The following is a 17,425-nucleotide window of genomic DNA, read 5'->3' as shown; positions in this document are numbered from 1 at the left end:
ACTGCGGCGCCGTAACAAAACAACCTATTCCGCAATCGGGACGGAAGTGCTTGACTACCGCTGATCTGTCGTACCACTGCCCTCGGAGGCATTCGATGTATCAGACAGCACGAACCCGCAAGAGATGGCCCCGGAAGAGGTGGCACGGCATCGTCGGCGGCGTCTCGACCCTTGCCGTCCTCGGTGCCTTGGCGCTGACCTCGACCCCGGCGGCCTCGGCCAGTCCGGACGCCGGACGCGATCAGGCGTTCGGCCAAGCAGCGAAGGAATTCGGCGTTCCCGAGTCGCTGTTGGAAGCACTGTCCTACGCGCAGACGCGGTGGGACGACCACGTCGGGGAGCACAACACCGACGGCGGCTACGGGCCGATGAACCTGATCGACGGCACGCTGTTCGCCGGCGACCGCGGTGAGGCCAAGAACGGCGACGCCGCCGGTGCCGCGCCGGCCAAGATCGACTCGCTCGGCCGGGCCGCCAAGCTGCTCGGCGTCGACCGGCAGCAGCTGCGGACCGATCCGGCGGCGAACATCCGCGGTGGGGCAGCCTTGCTGGCCGCCGAACAGCGCTCGCTGAAACTCCCGGTCGGTGCATCCACCTCGCCCGGCCGTTGGTACGCGGCTGTGGCCGCCAGCAGCGGCGCGACCGAACAGTCGGCCGCCAAGACCTTCGCCGACGACGTGTACGCCGCGCTCGCCGACGGCGCCCAACGAACCACCGACGACGGTCAGCGGGTCTCGATGAAGGCAGCGAAGACCGAACCGCAGACCGGCCAGCTCAGTTTGCTGGGGCTGAAGAAGAGCAGCAACAAGTCCGGGATCGAATGCCCGCCCGGGCTGGACTGCGAATCGATCCCGGCCCCGTACGAGAAGTACGGACCGGGCGCCGGCGACTACGGCAACTACGACAAGGCACCCCGGGACACTCCTGCCGGGCCGACCGTCGACTACATCGTGCTGCACGACACCGAGGGCAGTTGGGACACCACCCTGAAGCTGGTGCAGGACCCGACCTACCTCGGCTGGCACTACACGATCCGGTCGGCCGACGGGCACATCGCACAGCACATCCCGACCAAGGACGTCGGCTGGCACGCCGGCAACTGGTACATCAACCAGCACTCGATCGGCATCGAGCAGGAAGGGTTCGCCGCCCAGGGAGCCACCTGGTACACCGAATCGCTCTACCGCAACTCGGCACGGCTGGTCCGCTACCTGGCGCACAAGTGGCAGATCCCGCTGGATCGGGCGCACATCCTCGGTCACGACAATGTGCCCGGCATCTACGCCGACTACGTCGCCGGGATGCACTGGGATCCGGGCCCCTACTGGGACTGGCAGCACTACTTCCACCTGCTCGGCGCTCCGCTGGAGGCCCGGCATGGCAAGCCCAGCAAGGAGATCGTCCGCATCCTGCCCGGCTTCGACAACAACCAGCAGCCGGTCACCGGCTGTACCACGGCCGGTCAGCCGTGCGATCCGCAGGGCACCGATTTCGTCTATTTGCACACCGAGCCGAACGCGGATTCGCCACTGGTCAAGGACATCGATCTGCACACCGACGGTTCGGCCAGCACCACGCAGGTGTCGGACGTCGGTGCGCGAGCAGTGGCCGGCCAGGACTTCGCGGTGGCCGATCGGCAGGGCGACTGGACCGCGGTCTGGTATCTCGGTCAGAAGGGCTGGTTCTACAACCCGCGGGGCGATCGGACCGCCAAGGACGTCGGCGGCTGGCTGGTGAAGCCGAAGGCCGGAGTCGATGCGGTGGCCACCTATGGGCGGGCCTATCCGGAGGCTTCTGCTTATCCTGATCCGATTCCGGCCCAGTCGATCCTGTCGCTGTCCTATCAGCTGACGGCCGGGCAGAGTGCGGTGCTCACCGACCGTACGGTGTCGACCGACTACTACCGGGCGGTCACCTACGACACGCCGCCGCCGGCCGACCACATCGACATCCGCGGCCAGACGAAGTATCTGCAGATCTCCTTCGGTCACCGGATCATGTATGTGCAGGCGGCCGACGTGGACATCGTCCGGGCCCGATGATCCCGATGATCATGCAGGGTTGATCAAGGCAAGCAGAACCCGCCGACCGTCTCGAGAACGGTCGGCGGGTCTTCCTTGTGCAGAAAGGTTTCTCGCCGGTCCGGCTACGCGCGGTAAGCCCAGCTGATCAAGTACGCCAAGATCGCCGGGATGTCCATCAACGCGAGCCACAGCCAGAACACGGCCATGTTGGACAGGTGCATGACCTGCGTGGTGCCCTGAGCGTTGTACGGGATCGTGGTGGCCATCCCGATGCAGGCAATCACCATGATCGCCACCAGGGCGAGCCCGATCGCGGCGAAGATGATCCGGGATCGGCCGTGATAGCGGATGCTTCCGCTCACTCGGTGCGCTTGATGCCGGTGTAGCCCGAGATGTGGTGGTGCGACATGTGAGACAGACATCGGAGACTTCCTTTCTGGTGGCGATCTCCGCGATCAGCTTCGTTGCAGTTGTGTTGTCTCTCACGCTCACTCTACGACTGCACCGCGAACATGCAAGGCGCCGCGGGCCGCTGACTCCTCAGCCGGCCGGGCCGCGGGTCATCGACAACACGTCGAGGGCGGTGTCGAGTTGCTCCTCGGTCAGCTTGCCGTCGGCGACGAAGCCCTTCTCGATCACCACCTCGCGGATCGTCTTGCCGTCCTTGAGTGCCTGCTTGGCGACCGCGGCCGCGTTCTCGTAACCGATGTAGCGATTCAGCGGCGTGACGATCGACGGCGACGACTCCGCCAGTTGCCGATCATGATCAACATTGGCGGTGATCCCGGAGACACAGCGGTCGGCGAACAGCCGGGACACGTTTGCCAGCAGCCGGATCGACTCCAGCACGTTGCGGGCGATCACCGGCAGCATCACGTTCAGCTCGAAGTTGCCCTGCAGGCCGGCGGTGGTGATCGTGGTGTCGTTGCCGATCACCTGCGCGGAGACCATGATCGTCGCCTCGCAGAGCACCGGATTCACCTTGCCCGGCATGATCGAGGAGCCGGGCTGCAGGTCCGGCAAGGCGATCTCGCCCAGGCCGGATCGAGGGCCGGAGCCCATCCAGCGGATGTCGTTGGCGATCTTGGTCAGGCTGACCGCGATCACCTTGCAGGCACCGGACGCCTCGACCAGGCTGTCCTGGCTGCCCTGGGCCTCGAAGTGGTTACGGGTCTCGGTCAGCGGCAGCCCGGTCTGCTCGGCGATGATCTTGATCACCGAGTCGGCGAAGCCGGCCGGGGTGTTGATCCCGGTGCCGACCGCGGTACCGCCCAGCGGCAATTCGGCAACCCGGGGTAACGCCGCCTCGATCCGTTCGATCCCGTTGCCGATCTGGGCGGCGTAGCCGCCGAACTCCTGACCCAGGGTGACCGGGGTGGCGTCCATCAGATGGGTACGGCCGTTCTTCACCACCTCGGCGAATTCGTCGGCCTTGGCCGACAGGGCATCGCGAAGGTGCTCCAGCGCCGGGATCAGGGTGTTGATCAGGCCGTCGGTGGCGGCGATGTGAATGGCGCTGGGGAAGACGTCGTTGCTCGACTGGGACGCGTTCACGTGATCGTTCGGATGCACGTCGCTGCCCAGGATGTCGGTGGCCAGCGACGAGATCACCTCGTTGGTGTTCATGTTGCTCGAGGTGCCGGAGCCCGTCTGGAAGACGTCGATCGGGAATTCGTCGTTGTGCTTCCCGTCGGCCACCTGAGCGGCGGCCTGAGCGATCGCGTCGGCCATCTTCTCCTCGACCACGCCGAGCCGGGCGTTGGTGGTCGCCGCCGCGCCCTTGATCCGGGCCAGCGCCGAGATCAGCGCCGGATCGATCGGCTGGAAGGAGATCGGGAAGTTCTCCACCGCCCGCTGGGTCTGGGCCTTCCACAGTGCGGCGGCGGGCACGCGTACCTCGCCCATGGTGTCGTGTTCGATCCGGTAGTCCTCAGAGCTCATGAGGTCATTCTTACCGCCTCCCGCCGGTTCGGTGCGGGCGGCTGCCGCGTGTGAGGATGGGCCCCGTGGCACGCGCGCGAAGATCACCGACCAACCGGGACATGATTCTCTCCTTGTTGGTGATCTTGATCCCGGTGGCGATCATCGCTTTCCTGCTGACTCGTGGTCAGGACGAGCCGAATGTGCCGACCGTGGACTGGAAGCCGGTGGCGGCGCAGGCGGCGAAGGAAGCTCCGTACGAGGTGCTGGCACCGGCCGAACTGCCGGCCGGCTGGCGCGCGACCCAGGTGTCCTGGACCAAGATCGGCGAGCCGGATCCGACCGGCAACGAGTCGCCCCGCAACCGCTGGCGGCTCGGCGTGCTGACCGACCAGCAGGTCTACATCGAGCTCGACCAGGTGGACAAGCAGGCCCAGGACTTCGTCGACGACATCACCCGGAACGGTCAGCCCGACGGCACCAGCACGGTGGCCGGGCAGAGCTGGCAGCGCCTGGTCACCGACGACGACCGGACCCGGTCCCTGGTGCTGGCGACGCCGAAGGTGACCACCGTGGTGTCGGGTGACACGAGCTATCGGCTGTTGGAGGATTACGCCGGGTTGTTGCGCGCCCAGCCGTGACGCTTCGTACGTCGTCACGGGTGCGGCGAAGGTCGGCGTCGTCGGGTGCCGTCCTGGTGAGCGGTCCGAGCTGATCGCTGCGGCGATGGGTGAGTTGCAGGAGTGCGACGGCCGCCGCGACAAGGATCGCCAGCAAGATCGATAGGGTCATGATGGTCGCCTTCCGGCCGGCAACGCACGCTGCCGGACAGTGTCAAAAACGACAAAGAACGAAAGATTCGCGCCAAGCCCGGTGGGCTAGCGAAGCGCCCGGTGCGGCTGCTTCGTACGAGCTGGTGCAGCGTCGAATTCGCTCAGTTGCCGTTCGGTCTGCCGCCGCACCGCGTAGTTCATTTCCCCAACTGTGGCAAGGATCCTGTGCAGGACACGGGCGATCCGGGAGGTGCTGTGGGCGTGGGGGTCGGTTCTGATAAAGGTGGACGCCAGGACTGCGGTCAGTGCCAGCAGGATGATCAACTCGGTCATGTGATGAGTCTTCTGCTGGCGCACCGCGGTCAACAGTGGCAATATTGACTCTGTTAATAGGAATCGTGCCAACTGTTCGGTCTGGGAGGATTCGATGAGCAGCAGGGCAGGGGCGACCGATCGAACCGCCGCCGGACTGAAGTCGGTGGCGCCGTTGAAGCGCGTCAGCGTGATCCTGACCGAGCCGGTCTCGGTGTTCGAGTTCGCGATGGCCACCGAGATCTTCGGCATCGACCGGCGCGACGAGGGGTACGAGCCGTTCGACTTCCGGGTGTGCGCGCTGCATCCGGAGCGGCCGCTGGTGACCAAGACGGTGACGCCGTTTCAGATCATCGCCTCGCACGGCCTGGACGCGGTCAAGGGCAGTCAACTGGTGATCGTGTCGGCGACGCCGCCGCGCGGCGAGCACGGATATCCGCCGCAGATCATCCGCGCGATCCAGCAGGCCCATGACGACGGCGCGGTGATCCTCAGTCTCTGCTCGGGCGCGTTCCTGCTCGGCGCTGCCGGCCTGCTCGACGGGCGGCCGTCAACCACCCACTGGATGTACGCCGACGAGTTGCAGCAGGAGTTTCCGCGGACCCGGGTCGACTGCGGTGTCCTGTACGTCGACGACGGCAACGTGATCACCAGCGCCGGCACGGCCGCCGGGATCGACGCGGCGCTGCACCTGATCCGTCGGGAGCTGGGGCAGGAGATCGCCATCAGGATCGCCCGCCGGATGGTGGTGCCGCCGCATCGGGACGGCGGGCAGCAGCAGTTCGTCGACCTGCCGCTCCCGGTGGACGACTCCGAGGCGTTGGGCGGGCTGCTGGCCTGGATCTCTGACAACCTGGCCGAGCCGCATTCGGCGGCCTCGCTCGCCCGGAGGCTGAATCTGAGCGAGCGCACGTTCGCGCGCCGCTTCGTGGCGGAGACCGGGGCCACGCCGCACAAGTGGATCAACCAACAGCGGGTCCTGGAGGCGCGTCGACTGTTGGAGGAGAGCGATCTGAGCGTGGAGCAGATCGCCGATCGGGTCGGCTTCAACTCCAGCGTGGTGCTGCGTGATCACTTCCGCCGTCACGTCGGATTGGCGCCGGTCGAGTACCGGCGTCGCTTCGGCCAGGTCCACACGGCTTGAGCCGGAGTCAGGACGGGGTTTCGTCGGTGGCCGAGGCCCGGGCTGCCTCAACCTTGGCCTTGGCACCGTCCAGCCATTGCTGGCAGATCTCGGCCAGCCGTTCGCCGCGCTCCCACAAGGCGAGTGATTCGGCCAGCGGTGCGCCACCGGACTCGAGTCGCTGGACAACGGCGACCAATTCCTCCCGAGCCTGCTCGTAGCTGAGCTGGGAGAGGTCCTCGGTGCCGGCTGCTTCATCGGTCATGGTCGATGGTCGTCCTCACTCGTCGAGCTGATGGTGTTGATCTGGCCGGCGGCCGGTCACGGTGGCCAGCAGTCGGCCGTCGGCCAGGTGCGCCGTCATCGATGCGCCGTCGGCGACCGCGGTGATCGAGGTGACGGTCCGGTCCTGATCGTCGACCAAGATCGAATAGCCCCGGTCCAGGGTCGCCTTCGGCGACATCGCCCGGACTCTCGCCAGGGTGTGGGTGATGGTGTTCGATTCGCTGGCCAGCAGGTGCCGGATCGCGCGCTGCCCCCGCTGCCGGAGCGTATCGAGTTGCTCGTAGCGCAGATCGAAGCTGGCCGTCGGCTCGGCCAGGACCGGCCGGCTGCGCAAGGTGCTGAGAAACTCCTGCTGCCGGTCGATGATCTTGATCATTGCCCCGTACGCCCGCTGCCGGGCCTGGTCGACGCGCGACAACTCCTCGGTCACGTCGGGCACCACCCGACGTGCGGCATCGGTCGGTGTGGAGGCCCGCACGTCGGCGACCAGATCCAGGATCGGCTGATCGGTCTCGTGGCCGATCGCCGACACCACCGGAGTCCGGCAGCCGGCGACCGCCCGGATCAGGCCCTCGTCGGAGAACGGCAGCAGGTCCTCCAGCGAACCGCCGCCGCGGGCGATCACGATCACCTCCACCGCCGCGATGTTGTCCAGCTGGCGCAGCGCCCGGATGATCTCCTCGGCCGCCTGCGGTCCTTGTACGAGAGTGTTGCGGGTCTCGATCCTGACCGCCGGCCAGCGGCGGCGAGCATTCTCCACCACGTCACGTTCGGCGGCGCTGTTGGCGCCGGTGATCAGGCCGACCGATCGAGGCAGGAACGGCAGCGGCTGCTTGCGGACCCGATCGAACAGGCCTTCGGCCTGCAACAGGCGCTTGGTCTGCTCCAGCTGGGCCAGCAGCCGTCCCTCGCCGACCGGCCGGATTTCGTCGCAGTAGAAGGAAAAGCGGCCACTGGGCGTGTAGTAACTGGGCCGGATCCGGACCGCGACCGTCGATCCTTCCCGCAGCGGCCCGGCCAGATCCAGGTTGGCCGGTGAGATCGACACGCTGGCGCTGACCTCGGCCAGCTTGTCGCGCAGGGTGAGAAACACCGTGCGAGAGCCGGAACGGCGGTTGATCTCGATCAGCTGCCCCTCCACCCAGACCCAGCCGAGGCGCTCGATCCAACCCTTCACCGCCTGCGCGACCACCCGCAGCGGTTGCGGCTGATCGGGCGAAGACTCCAGGGCCATGCGCAGACCCTAACGGTCACCGCCGACAGTTCAGCCGGCCTTCGGGGCAGTGAGGGCACGCAGCACGTGCGCGATCAGGGCGTCGAGGTGATCGGAGTCCGGCATGCCCAGATGCAGCGCCAGTCGGTGGTAGATGGGCCCGTACAGCAGATCGAGCGCCACCTCGAGGTCGGCGTCGGCAGGTAGCTGACCGGCGTCCTGCGCCTGTCGAAGGCGCTGCTTGAACGTCTCGATCCGCGGCTCGATCAGCCGCTCCCGGAGGGCCCGGCCGAGCTCGGGATCCTGTAGCGACTCAGCCATCAGTCCGACGCCGGGCGAGGTGTCCGCGGGCACGATGATGTCGATCACCTCCTGCAGCAGGGCACGGAGATCGGCGGCCAGATCGCCGGTGTTCGGGGGAGCGGTGCCGACGGTCGCGGTCTCGTCCAGGAGCTCCAGGACGATGGCGCCCCGGGACGGCCACCAGCGGTAGATGGTCGTCTTGCCCACGCCGGCCCGGGCAGCGATCGCCTCGATGGTCAGCTTCCGGTAGCCGTTCTCGCGACAGAGCTCCTCCGTTGCGGCGAGGATCGCCTTCCGGCTGGACTCGCTGCGGCGGGCTGCATTCGGGCCGGGTGACACGCCCTCATCGTAGGCGAAACGAAACGTGGCGTATTGACACGGGGCCGATTCACCGGCAGTGTTGGCGCAACGCTACGTATCGTCACGGCTGGGTCGGTACGTCCAAACCGCAACGAAGGGGAGATTGCATGACTGTGCCGATCGGATATCTGCTGCCGGTGGTGATTGCCGCCTGGTGTACGTTCTTCGCCCTCGTCGCGCCGCGACGACCGCAACTGGTGGCGAGGGCGAGCTGGTTCTTCGGCATGGTGATCAACGAAGTGCCGTTCCTGGCCATCTATCTGCTGACGGCGGCGACCGTGATGGCCGTCGCCCAGGGCGATCTGGACTCGACCCTCGCCAAGATCGCGGCCGGCGTGGCGGTGCTCACCATCGCCGGGCTTGCCGTTGTGGCCTGGCGCGGCGTCCGCAGCGACCGGGCGGTCGGCGAAGCCCTCCACGTGGGGCTGGGTGACGACTGGCGGAACCGTGCGTCGGCGTCGCTGCGGCGTCATCGTCCGTGGGGCCGCATCCTCTTCATTCCGTGGCTGAGAACGCGACCCGACGTGGTACGGATCCGCAACGTCAGCTACGGCGACGCGGGTCGCCGGAACTTGCTCGACCTCTACCGTCGGCGGGATGCGCCGCAGGACTCGCCGGTGCTGATCTACTTCCACGGCGGCGGCTTCAGCGGCGGGAAGAAAAGCCGCGAGGCCCGACCGCTGCTGACCCGGCTCGCGAGCCAAGGATGGGTGTGCGTCAGCGCCAACTACCGGCTGCGCCCCGAGGTCACCTTCCCCGATCACCAGATCGATGCCAAGAAGGTCGTCGCCTGGGTCCGCGAACACGGTGCTGCCTACGGCGCCGACCCGTCGCGACTGTTCGTGTCGGGCAGTTCGGCCGGCGCCAACCTGGCGGGTCTGTGCGCGCTCACGCCGAACGATCCGAGGTTCCAGCCCGGGTTCGAATCGGCCGACACCAGCGTCAGCGGCGCGATCCTGCTGTACGGCTTCTACGGCCGCTACTTCGGCGAGGAGCCTGCCGGGCCACCGCCGGAGCTCCAGCCGCAGGGCTTCGTACGAGGTGAGACTCCGCCGATCTTCGTCGCCCACGGCACCAACGACGGCTGGGGCACCGTCGAGGGCGCCAGAGATTTCGTCGCACGGCTGCGTCGCGCTGGGGACAACACCGTCGTCTACGCCGAACTCCCCGGCGGCCAACACTCGTTCGACGTCTTCCACTCGGCGCGTTTCGAGGCGGTGGTTGACGGGGCCGAGGCGTTTGCTTCCTGGGTCCTCGACGGATCGCGGTCTGTCTGGCCTGCGTCCCGATCGCCTGGTCGAGCCGTGGCGGGGCCTGTCACACCCGGCGCACCGGCACCTGGATGATGGTGGTCGCCGGCGCGGTGCTGGTGCTGCTGGCCGTACTGCAGATCATGCGCGGAGTGGGCACGATCGGCGCCTGCAGCTGACGTTCACAGGGGGATGCGTTGCCCACGACCGAGTCCTTCCGGATCGCCGTCGCCCAACAGACGGTGGGTCAGGATCCGAGCGGTCCGCAGATCAGGCGCGCCGGGGAGCGGATCCGGGAACTGATGCGCGAGGCCGAGCGGCACGGTGCGCGGATGATCCAGTTCGCCGAGGGCGCGCTGTCGAGCTATCCGGACAAGCGGCTGATGTCGTCCACCGCAGATCTCGGGCCGGCCGATTGGTCCAAGGCCGATTGGCCCGTCCTGGAAGAGGAACTGAGCCGGACAGCCGCGCTCGCCGGCCACCTCCGGCTGTGGACCGTGCTCGGCTCGGTCCACCGGTCGACCCGGCTGGTTCGACCGGACGGCGAGCGACGGCCGTACAACAGCCTGTACGTCATCTCCGACACCGGCCGGCTGGTTCACCGGTACGACAAACGTCTGATCTCCCACTCGGAGCTGAGCTATCTCTACGCGCCGGGCATCGACCCGCTGGTGTTCGAGGTCGACGGCTGGCGGTTCGGGACGGCGCTCTGCATCGAGATCAACTTCGCGGAGGTCTTCGCCGAGTACGAGCGGCTCGACGTCGACTGCGTGCTGTTCTCGTCCTTCTCCGAGGATCCGATGTTCGGCGTGCTGGCTCGGGGGCACGCCGCCGCGAACAGCAACTGGATGACGTTCAGCGTGCCGGCGCAATGCAGCGCTGCCGTACCCTCCGGCGTGGTCGGCCCGGACGGCCGGTGGATCGCGCAAGGTCCGACCGACGGCACTGAATCACTCGTCGTGGTCGACCTGGACCCGGCGGACTCCGAGCCCATCGACATAGCCGTACGGCACCGTCGGCCGTGGCGTCGCCTGGTCAGGCAGCGGCTTGGAATCCCGCACAGTGAAGAACCGGCAGTCGCGGATACCGCGGGAAGCGATCGTCCCCGGACGCCAGCCCGCATCGCAGGTACGTGGTGCCACGACGAGTCCGGTTGAGCAGGGCAAATCGGCACGTGGCACACAGGCCGGCTTCGGCCCCCAGGCCACCCAGCAGCTCTGCACGATCCTCACCGTCCACCCGCCGACCGTACCGCTCATACACTGACCGCCATGACGTCCCAGCTCGAGCCGATGACCGCTGCCCACCACCCTGCCGACCGGCCGGAAACCTCGGTGACCGGCAAGCGGGTCGTGGTGGCGGCGCCGCGGGGTTACTGCGCCGGTGTCGACCGTGCGGTCATCACGGTGGAGCGAGCCTTGGAGACCTACGGGGCGCCGATCTACGTACGCAAGCAGATCGTGCACAACCGGCATGTGGTCGAATCGCTGGAGGAGCGGGGCGCGATCTTCGTCGACGAGCTGTCCGCGGTGCCCGAGGGTGCGACGGTGGTGTTCTCCGCGCACGGGGTCTCACCGGCCGTCCGCGACGAGGCCAAGGTACGGCAGCTGAAGACCGTGGACGCGACCTGTCCGCTGGTCACCAAGGTCCATCACGAGGCGAAGCGGTTCGCCCGCGAGGACCTGGACATCCTGCTGATCGGCCACGGTGGCCACGAGGAGGTCGAGGGCACCACCGGCGAGGCGCCGGACAACGTGATCTTGGTCCAGTCGCCCGACGACGTCGCCGGCGTCGAGGTACGCGATCCGTCGAAGGTGGCGTGGCTGAGTCAGACCACCCTGAGCGTGGACGAGACGATGCAGACGGTGACCAAGCTGCGGGAGAAGTTCCCCGCGCTGATGGACCCGCCCAGCGACGACATCTGTTACGCCACCCAGAACCGGCAGCTGGCGATCAAGCAGATCGCCGCGCACTCCGAGCTGGTGATCGTGGTCGGCTCGGCCAACTCGTCGAATTCGGTGCGGCTGGTCGAGGTCGCACTGGAGGCCGGTGCGAAGGCCGCCTATCGGGTGGACAACGCCGGCGAGATCGCCGACGAGTGGCTGGACGGGGTCGAGTCGGTCGGGGTCACCAGCGGCGCGTCGGTGCCCGACGACCTGGTCACCGGAGTGCTGGAACACCTGCAGCAGAAGGGATTCCCGGCCGCGACGGAGGAACGGCTGACCGAGGAGTCCCTGGTCTTCGCGCTGCCCCCGGAACTGCGCCGCGACCTGCGCAAGGGTGCCCTGAACGACTGAGCACGATCGGTCGGTGACGTCAGGAGCCGGTGTCGGCGTCTCGCCTGCCCGGGTCGAGCTCGCCGGCGGTGAGTTCGAACAGGTCCGGCTCACCGCGTACGAGTTCGTCGGCCTCCGGCGCGGCGTTCCTGCGCCGGCCGCGGCGTTTCGGTTCCGCGTCGCGGCCGATCAGGGGTTCGACCCGGACCGCGTCGTCGACCAACTCCTGCGCCTGGATCTGACGGACCGGCTCGTCCACCGCGGTCGGCGGCTTCAGCTCGGACTCGCTGACCTTGAGGTCGGTGAACTTCCGGGCCCGGACGAGCACCGTGCCCTCGACGGTGGCGATGGTCTCGTTGTACGCGTTGACCGACGTCCGCAGTGCCCGGCCGAGCTTGTCGAACCGGTTGCCCATCAGACCGAGTTTCTCGTGCAGCTCCCGGCCCAGCTTGAACACCTCGGCCGCGCTCTCCGCCAGTGCTGCCTGCCGCCAGCCGTAGGCCACCGAACGGAGCATCCCGATCAGCGTGGTCGGCGTGGCGAACACCACGTCCTTGCGGGCGGCGTAGTCGAACAGGTCCGGCTGCTGCTCCAGCGCGGTGGAGTAGAAGGCCTCGCTGGGCAGGAACAGCACCACGAATTCCGGCGTCTCGGCGGCTTTCCAGTACTGCTTGCCGGACAGTTGGTCGACGTGCTTGCGTACGTGCTTGGCGTAGCGCTGCAGCTGCTCGGCGCGGCGGTCCTCGTCCTCGGTCTCGGCCGCGTCCAGGAAGGCGCTCAACGGCACCTTCGAGTCGACGAAGATGTGCTTGCCCTCGCTGAGATTGACCCGCATGTCCGGTCGGACGGTGCCGTCGTCGGTCCGCGTGGTGGTCTGTAGATCGAAATCGCAGTGCTCCAGCATCCCGGACAACTCGGCCACCCGCTTCAGCTGGACCTCGCCCCAGGCCCCGCGCACCTGCGGCTTGCGCAAGGCGGTGACCAGCGCCCCGGTTTCCCGACGCAGCGTCTCACCGGTCTGCCGTACGGTCTGCACCTGCGCCCGCAGATCGGCCGACATCGCCGCTCGCTCCTTCTCCACGTCGGTCAGCCGGCTGTTGAAGCGGTCCAGCGACTCGCGCACCGGAGCCATCAGTTGCTCGGTCGCCTTCAGCCGCTGCTCGGCGGCGGCGTCGGCCTGCCTGCTCTGCCGCTCGATCGTCTCCGCCGACAGCACCTTGAACTGATTCAGCATCGCCTCCCGATCGGCCGCGATCTCCGTCGCTCGCTGCACCGCGGCATCCCGCTGGGCGGACACCTTGGCCAGACCGGCCTGCACCTCGGCCGCCTCGGCCTGAGCCGCCGACGCCTCCGCCTTCGCCTCGGCGACCACCCGCTGCAGCCCGGCCAGCTCAGACCGGGCCTGCGACGCCTCCGATCTGGCCTCGGCCGCCTGACTCTGGGCGATCGCCAGCTCGGAGCGGGAGCGTGCATCCTGGGCATCGTCCTGGGCACCGCGGGTCTCGGATCTGGCCCGGATCACCAGCCAACCGGCCAGGCCGGTCAGCAGCGCACCGAGGACGAGTCCGCAGAGCAGGAGAAGGATCGAAGTAGCCACGTGCCCGATCTTGTCGCCTGCCTCCGACAAAACCGGGGAACCCTGTCCGGCGCGCCCGTATTGCGCCCGCTGTCGGCGCGTGTTGTTGGATGAGCCCATGACTGTCGACCCGACTGCCGCACGCGCGCACACCGAAGATCTGGCCGCCTTCGTGGTCGCCTCGCCGACGCCGTACCACGCGGCTGCCGAGGGCGCCCGGCGGTTGACCGCAGCGGGCTTCACGGAGTTGGACGAGACCGAGGCCTGGGAGCTGACGCCGGGCGGCTACTTCATCGTCCGTGGCGGCAGCCTGGTTACTTGGCGCATCCCGGCGGGTGCGACCGCCGGTGGCGGCTATCGGATCGTCGGGTCGCACACCGATTCGCCGACGTTCAAGCTGAAGCCGCGGCCGGACATCCGGACGGGCGACGGCTGGCAGCAATTGGGAGTGGAGATCTACGGCGGTCCGTTGATCAACACCTGGATGGATCGTGATCTTGGTCTGGCCGGGCGACTGGTGATCGCCGACGGCGACCCGGCGGGTACGAAGTCGAGCAGGACCGTGCTGATCAAGACCGACGCGATGATGAGAATTCCCGAGTTGGCACCGCACCTGGACCGTACGGTGAACGAGGCGCTCAAGCTCGATCGGCAGCAGCACACCGCGCCCGTCTGGGGCGTCGGCCGGCCGGACCGCAGAATCCTTGATCATCTCGCCCGGATGGCCGGTGTCGATCATGATCAACTTCTCGGTTTCGACGTCACCGCCTACGACACGACACCGCCGGCGATCATCGGTGTGGATGGGGAATTCTTGTCCTCCGGCCGGTTGGACAACCTGAGCAGCGTGCACGCCAGTCTGGTTGCCGTGGAGCATGCCGACGACGGCGACCGGATCCCGGTGCTGGCCGCTTTTGATCATGAAGAGGTCGGCAGCGCGACACCTTCGGGAGCGGCCGGTCCGATCCTGGACAGCACCCTGCAGCGGATCAGCGTCGCTCTCGGAGCATCCGGTCAAGATCATCTGCGTGCGTTGGCCGATTCGATCTGCCTGTCCTCCGACACCGGTCACGCGGTCAATCCGAACTATCCCGGTCATCACGATCCGCAGCATCGCCCGGTGCTCAACGGTGGTCCGCTGCTCAAGATCAACGCCGTGCAGCGCTATGCGACCGATGCCGTCGGGGCGGCGGTGTGGCGACAGGCGTGCGCGACAGCGGGCGTACCGACCCAGGAATTCGTGTCCAACAACGCCGTACCGTGCGGGTCGACGATCGGACCGATCACCGCAACCCGGCTCGGCATCACCACGGTGGACGTCGGTGCGCCGTTGCTGGGCATGCACTCGGCCCGCGAACTGGCCGGCGTGCAGGACACGTATGCACTCAGCCGTGCGATGCAAGCGTTTCTGGCGGCCTAGCCTTCCCGGGAGGTTCGGTCCGGCGACGGATCGTCCAGGGCCAGGTGATCAAGGCCCAGATGATGAACATCAACACGAAGCAGACGAACAGATAGATCGGCCACGGCCCCATCAGATCCAGCGGCGTCGCAGCAGCGGGCTTGCGGTTCAGGAAGCCGTAGTTCGTGCCGAGCAGGAAGTTCAGGCCCAGCGTCATCGCCGACCAGATCAGGGTGAACACGATGCCCAGTCGGTAGCTGCGCCAGTCGGGACGCCAGCCCTGTCCCCAGACCAGATAGATCGGCGCCCACATCACCAGGATGTGCAAGGCCCAGTAGGCGGTGAAGTCGTACCAGGGGGCGATCACGTAATCCAGATTCGGCGTCACCAGAGACCACGGATTGAAAGTCAGGCCCCAGTAGTAGGTGATCACCAACGCCCAGCGCCAACGGAACCACAGCGCGCCCGCCGCGATGAAGCGCAGCGCGTCGGAGAACTGCAGCGGCAGCGATGCGCCGACCCGGAAATTGGCCGGTACCAGCCCGACGATCAGGTGGATGGTGGCGGCGACGGCCAGCACCAGGGCCAGGGTGCGGGCGATGATCGTCGACGCCGGTCGATCCCGCAGCCGACGGCCGGCCAGCACCAGTGCGACTGCGCCGACGACGGTGATCGCCAGCATCAACCAGTGACCGAAGCCGTACGGGGTGAACGACTCGCCGATGATGTCCACGAGGTCAATCTACGATCCCGGGCGGCGCGAGTAGGGTTGGCCGTTGCCGATCCACCCCTGATCTCGGAGTCTGCTGAATGGCCCTCACCATCGGAATCGTCGGGCTGCCCAATGCGGGCAAGTCGACCTTGTTCAACGCGCTGACCCGCAACGACGTGCTGGCCGCGAACTATCCGTTCGCGACCATCGAGCCCAATGTGGGTGTGGTCGGCGTACCCGATCCACGGCTGGGCGTGCTGGCCAAGCTGTTCAACTCAGAACGCCTCGTGCCGGCCACGGTGAGTTTCGTCGACATCGCCGGCATCGTCCGCGGCGCCAGCAAGGGCGAGGGGATGGGTAACGCGTTCCTGTCGCACATCCGTGAGGCGGATGCGATCTGTCAGGTCACCCGCGTGTTCGAGGACGCCGACGTCACCCACGTCGACGGCAAGATCAATCCGGCCGGCGACATCGACACGATCGCCACCGAGTTGATCTTGGCCGACCTGCAGACGATCGAGAAAACCCTGCCCCGGTTGGAGAAGGAGGCCCGCTTCGCCAAGGAGAAGCAGGCCGTCGTGGCGGCGGTGAAGGAGGCTCAGGCCGTACTCGAGACCGGGCAGACCGTCTTCGGCGCCGGGCTCGATCGAGAGCTGCTGAAGGAGTTGTTCCTGCTCACCGCCAAGCCGTTCTTGTACGTGTTCAACACCAGTGCCGACGAGACGGACGAGGCGACCCGGGACGAGCTGCGCAAGCTGGTCGCACCCGCTGAGGCGATCTTCCTGGACGCCAAGATCGAATCCGAACTGGCCGAGATGGAACCCGACGAAGCCGCGGAATTCCTTGCGGACATGGGAATCGAGGAGCCGGGCCTTGATCATCTGGCCCGGGTCGGTTTCGAGACGCTCGGGCTGCAGACCTACCTGACCGCCGGCCCGAAGGAATCCCGAGCCTGGACCATCCGCAAGGGCGCCACCGCGCCCGAGGCCGCCGGCGTGATCCACACCGACTTCCAGAAGGGCTTCATCAAGGCCGAGATCGTCTCGTACGAGGATCTGGTCGAAGCCGGCACCCTGCTGGAGGCACGCAACCGCGGCAAGGTCCGGATGGAAGGCAAGGACTACGTCATGCAGGACGGCGACGTGGTGGAGTTCCGTTTCAACGTCTGAGCCTGGGTTGCTGACCGCGCGCCGTCGGACCTCTATCTGTCAGCTAGCCTCCACGTTCCGGAGCCTGGGCCGAATGCGATGCTCTCATCGCGGCGACCGCTACTGTTCATGCACTGGCCGTTGTGTGGAGCATGCCCTGTACCGCGAGCAGATCTCCTCGGCCATAAGGTTGTTCGATTCTGCGCCTGAAGCTCGTTTACGCAGACACCTCAGGGCCGAGTCCGGGCCGCCTGTTGGATCGGGGTGAAGAAGTTGATCAGGTTGCCGTCCGGATCCCTGACCAGCAGCGAGCGGTTCCCCCACGGCATGTCGGTCGGTTCGTTGACGAAGACGTCGTGGTCACTCCGCAGTGCCGCATAGGCCGCGTCGACTCGAAGTGTCGCGTAGAGCGCATCGACGTCGTCGACGAGGAAGTCCAGAAGGACGCTGCGGTTGGCTCGAGCGTGCGCGACGTTGTCGCCGAGCAACGGTGTAGTGGCGGAGCTGGCGATGGCCAACGTTCCGGACGCGGTGCGCAACTCGGCGAACATCGGGTGCAACCGATCCGCAGTGATCCCGGTGACCTTCTCATAGAACGTGACGAGCGCGTCGACGTCGTCGGTGATGATGCGAGTGGCGGCAAGCTGCATGGTGGTTCCTCCTGTGGGCGTCCAGGTGGCCGTATCTGCGACCACGTCATGACCGTACGAGATATACCGGGCAGAAATTGCCCGGTATTCGCGCATGATGG

Annotated in this window: 17 protein-coding genes; 8 read left to right on the top strand and 9 right to left on the bottom strand. The window is 67.1% G+C overall.

Translation table 11 applies throughout. The features are described from left to right. The first annotated feature begins 95 nt into the window (after window positions 1–95). Window positions 96–2,042, top strand: a complete 1,947-nt coding sequence (locus FOE78_RS20010) for an N-acetylmuramoyl-L-alanine amidase (RefSeq protein WP_143987838.1) — start codon at window positions 96–98, stop codon at window positions 2,040–2,042. A 104-nt stretch (window positions 2,043–2,146) separates the two neighbouring features. Here FOE78_RS20010 and FOE78_RS20005 read toward each other — a convergent pair whose 3' ends face one another. Together FOE78_RS20005 and FOE78_RS20000 are read right to left on the bottom strand one after the other, a co-directional pair. Beyond that, complete coding sequence (locus tag FOE78_RS20005; protein ID WP_143987837.1) at window positions 2,147–2,386, bottom strand: hypothetical protein; 240 nt, start codon at window positions 2,384–2,386, stop codon at window positions 2,147–2,149. Window positions 2,387–2,564: 178 nt separating this feature from the next. After that, complete coding sequence (locus tag FOE78_RS20000) at window positions 2,565–3,965, bottom strand: class II fumarate hydratase (protein WP_143987836.1); 1,401 nt, start codon at window positions 3,963–3,965, stop codon at window positions 2,565–2,567. A gap of 65 nt (window positions 3,966–4,030) precedes the next feature. Between FOE78_RS20000 and FOE78_RS19995 the strand changes: the two genes are divergently transcribed. Next, entirely contained in the window at window positions 4,031–4,585 is a 555-nt protein-coding gene (locus FOE78_RS19995) for a DUF4245 domain-containing protein (protein ID WP_168207607.1), read from the top strand. Between the two features lie 237 nt (window positions 4,586–4,822). On the opposite strand, the gene FOE78_RS19990 is transcribed toward FOE78_RS19995, so the two are convergent. After that, complete coding sequence (locus FOE78_RS19990) at window positions 4,823–5,050, bottom strand: hypothetical protein (RefSeq protein WP_143987834.1); 228 nt, start codon at window positions 5,048–5,050, stop codon at window positions 4,823–4,825. 94 nt (window positions 5,051–5,144) lie between these two features. On the opposite strand from FOE78_RS19990, the gene FOE78_RS19985 reads away from it, so the two are divergent. After that, window positions 5,145–6,173, top strand: coding sequence for a GlxA family transcriptional regulator (locus FOE78_RS19985; RefSeq protein WP_143987833.1), 1,029 nt, complete (start codon window positions 5,145–5,147; stop codon window positions 6,171–6,173). Window positions 6,174–6,180: 7 nt separating this feature from the next. Here FOE78_RS19985 and FOE78_RS19980 read toward each other — a convergent pair whose 3' ends face one another. From FOE78_RS19980 to FOE78_RS19970, 3 genes are read right to left on the bottom strand one after another with little or no spacing between them, the layout of a single operon-like run. Then, the gene (locus FOE78_RS19980; protein ID WP_143987832.1) at window positions 6,181–6,417 is read right to left on the bottom strand and encodes an exodeoxyribonuclease VII small subunit; all 237 of its coding nucleotides are present in this window, start codon (window positions 6,415–6,417) and stop codon (window positions 6,181–6,183) included. 15 nt (window positions 6,418–6,432) lie between these two features. Then, window positions 6,433–7,671 carry an exodeoxyribonuclease VII large subunit gene (gene xseA, locus FOE78_RS19975; RefSeq protein WP_143987831.1) on the bottom strand — a complete coding sequence of 413 codons (1,239 nt, stop codon included), beginning with the start codon at window positions 7,669–7,671 and terminating at the stop codon, window positions 6,433–6,435. Window positions 7,672–7,701: 30 nt separating this feature from the next. Then, complete coding sequence (locus tag FOE78_RS19970) at window positions 7,702–8,292, bottom strand: TetR/AcrR family transcriptional regulator (RefSeq protein WP_143987830.1); 591 nt, start codon at window positions 8,290–8,292, stop codon at window positions 7,702–7,704. A gap of 128 nt (window positions 8,293–8,420) precedes the next feature. Between FOE78_RS19970 and FOE78_RS19965 the strand changes: the two genes are divergently transcribed. The 3 genes from FOE78_RS19965 to FOE78_RS19955 all read left to right on the top strand — a co-directional run bounded on the left by FOE78_RS19965 (window position 8,421) and on the right by FOE78_RS19955 (window position 11,860). Beyond that, window positions 8,421–9,659 (top strand): alpha/beta hydrolase, encoded by a 1,239-nt coding sequence (locus FOE78_RS19965; RefSeq protein ID WP_210414689.1) that lies wholly within the window; start codon window positions 8,421–8,423, stop codon window positions 9,657–9,659. A gap of 101 nt (window positions 9,660–9,760) precedes the next feature. After that, window positions 9,761–10,720, top strand: a complete 960-nt coding sequence (locus FOE78_RS19960) for a carbon-nitrogen hydrolase family protein (RefSeq protein WP_228265909.1) — start codon at window positions 9,761–9,763, stop codon at window positions 10,718–10,720. Between the two features lie 135 nt (window positions 10,721–10,855). Continuing rightward, window positions 10,856–11,860 carry a 4-hydroxy-3-methylbut-2-enyl diphosphate reductase gene (locus FOE78_RS19955; protein WP_143988964.1) on the top strand — a complete coding sequence of 335 codons (1,005 nt, stop codon included), beginning with the start codon at window positions 10,856–10,858 and terminating at the stop codon, window positions 11,858–11,860. 19 nt (window positions 11,861–11,879) lie between these two features. On the opposite strand, the gene rmuC is transcribed toward FOE78_RS19955, so the two are convergent. Next, complete coding sequence (gene rmuC / locus FOE78_RS19950) at window positions 11,880–13,436, bottom strand: DNA recombination protein RmuC (RefSeq protein ID WP_228265908.1); 1,557 nt, start codon at window positions 13,434–13,436, stop codon at window positions 11,880–11,882. Between the two features lie 97 nt (window positions 13,437–13,533). Here rmuC and FOE78_RS19945 point away from each other — a divergent pair, with 97 nt between their 5' ends. Beyond that, window positions 13,534–14,835: a M18 family aminopeptidase gene (locus FOE78_RS19945; RefSeq protein WP_143987828.1), complete on the top strand. Its 1,302-nt coding sequence runs from the start codon at window positions 13,534–13,536 to the stop codon at window positions 14,833–14,835. On the opposite strand, the gene FOE78_RS19940 is transcribed toward FOE78_RS19945, so the two are convergent. Next, entirely contained in the window at window positions 14,801–15,547 is a 747-nt protein-coding gene (locus tag FOE78_RS19940) for a YwaF family protein (RefSeq protein WP_210414688.1), read from the bottom strand. The two genes, FOE78_RS19945 and FOE78_RS19940, sit on opposite strands and share 35 nt — an antisense overlap. A 77-nt stretch (window positions 15,548–15,624) precedes the next feature. On the opposite strand from FOE78_RS19940, the gene ychF reads away from it, so the two are divergent. Further along, the gene (gene ychF, locus FOE78_RS19935; RefSeq protein WP_143987827.1) at window positions 15,625–16,695 is read left to right on the top strand and encodes a redox-regulated ATPase YchF; all 1,071 of its coding nucleotides are present in this window, start codon (window positions 15,625–15,627) and stop codon (window positions 16,693–16,695) included. Window positions 16,696–16,904: 209 nt separating this feature from the next. Here the strand turns inward: ychF and FOE78_RS19930 are convergent, their stop codons facing one another. Then, window positions 16,905–17,369 carry a VOC family protein gene (locus FOE78_RS19930; RefSeq protein ID WP_228265907.1) on the bottom strand — a complete coding sequence of 155 codons (465 nt, stop codon included), beginning with the start codon at window positions 17,367–17,369 and terminating at the stop codon, window positions 16,905–16,907. Between the last annotated feature and the right edge of the window lie 56 nt (window positions 17,370–17,425).

This window comes from Microlunatus elymi (genome assembly GCF_007362775.1).
Classification (GTDB): Bacteria; Actinomycetota; Actinomycetes; order Propionibacteriales; family Propionibacteriaceae; genus Microlunatus; species Microlunatus elymi.
Note: the sequence above shows the minus strand (reverse complement) of the source record. Positions and strands in the feature narration are given on the sequence as shown.

Bases quoted from the DNA above. Each gene is read 5' to 3' on its own strand.
- FOE78_RS20010 (WP_143987838.1), top strand. From the start codon at position 96: ATGTATCAGACAGCACGAACCCGCAAGAGATGGCCCCGGAAGAGGTGG.
- FOE78_RS20000 (WP_143987836.1), bottom strand. From the start codon at position 3,965: ATGAGCTCTGAGGACTACCGGATCGAACACGACACCATGGGCGAGGTA.
- FOE78_RS19990 (WP_143987834.1), bottom strand. From the start codon at position 5,050: ATGACCGAGTTGATCATCCTGCTGGCACTGACCGCAGTCCTGGCGTCC.
- FOE78_RS19985 (WP_143987833.1), top strand. From the start codon at position 5,145: ATGAGCAGCAGGGCAGGGGCGACCGATCGAACCGCCGCCGGACTGAAG.
- FOE78_RS19980 (WP_143987832.1), bottom strand. From the start codon at position 6,417: ATGACCGATGAAGCAGCCGGCACCGAGGACCTCTCCCAGCTCAGCTAC.
- xseA (WP_143987831.1), bottom strand. From the start codon at position 7,671: ATGGCCCTGGAGTCTTCGCCCGATCAGCCGCAACCGCTGCGGGTGGTC.
- FOE78_RS19965 (WP_210414689.1), top strand. From the start codon at position 8,421: ATGACTGTGCCGATCGGATATCTGCTGCCGGTGGTGATTGCCGCCTGG.
- FOE78_RS19955 (WP_143988964.1), top strand. From the start codon at position 10,856: ATGACCGCTGCCCACCACCCTGCCGACCGGCCGGAAACCTCGGTGACC.
- FOE78_RS19945 (WP_143987828.1), top strand. From the start codon at position 13,534: ATGACTGTCGACCCGACTGCCGCACGCGCGCACACCGAAGATCTGGCC.
- ychF (WP_143987827.1), top strand. From the start codon at position 15,625: ATGGCCCTCACCATCGGAATCGTCGGGCTGCCCAATGCGGGCAAGTCG.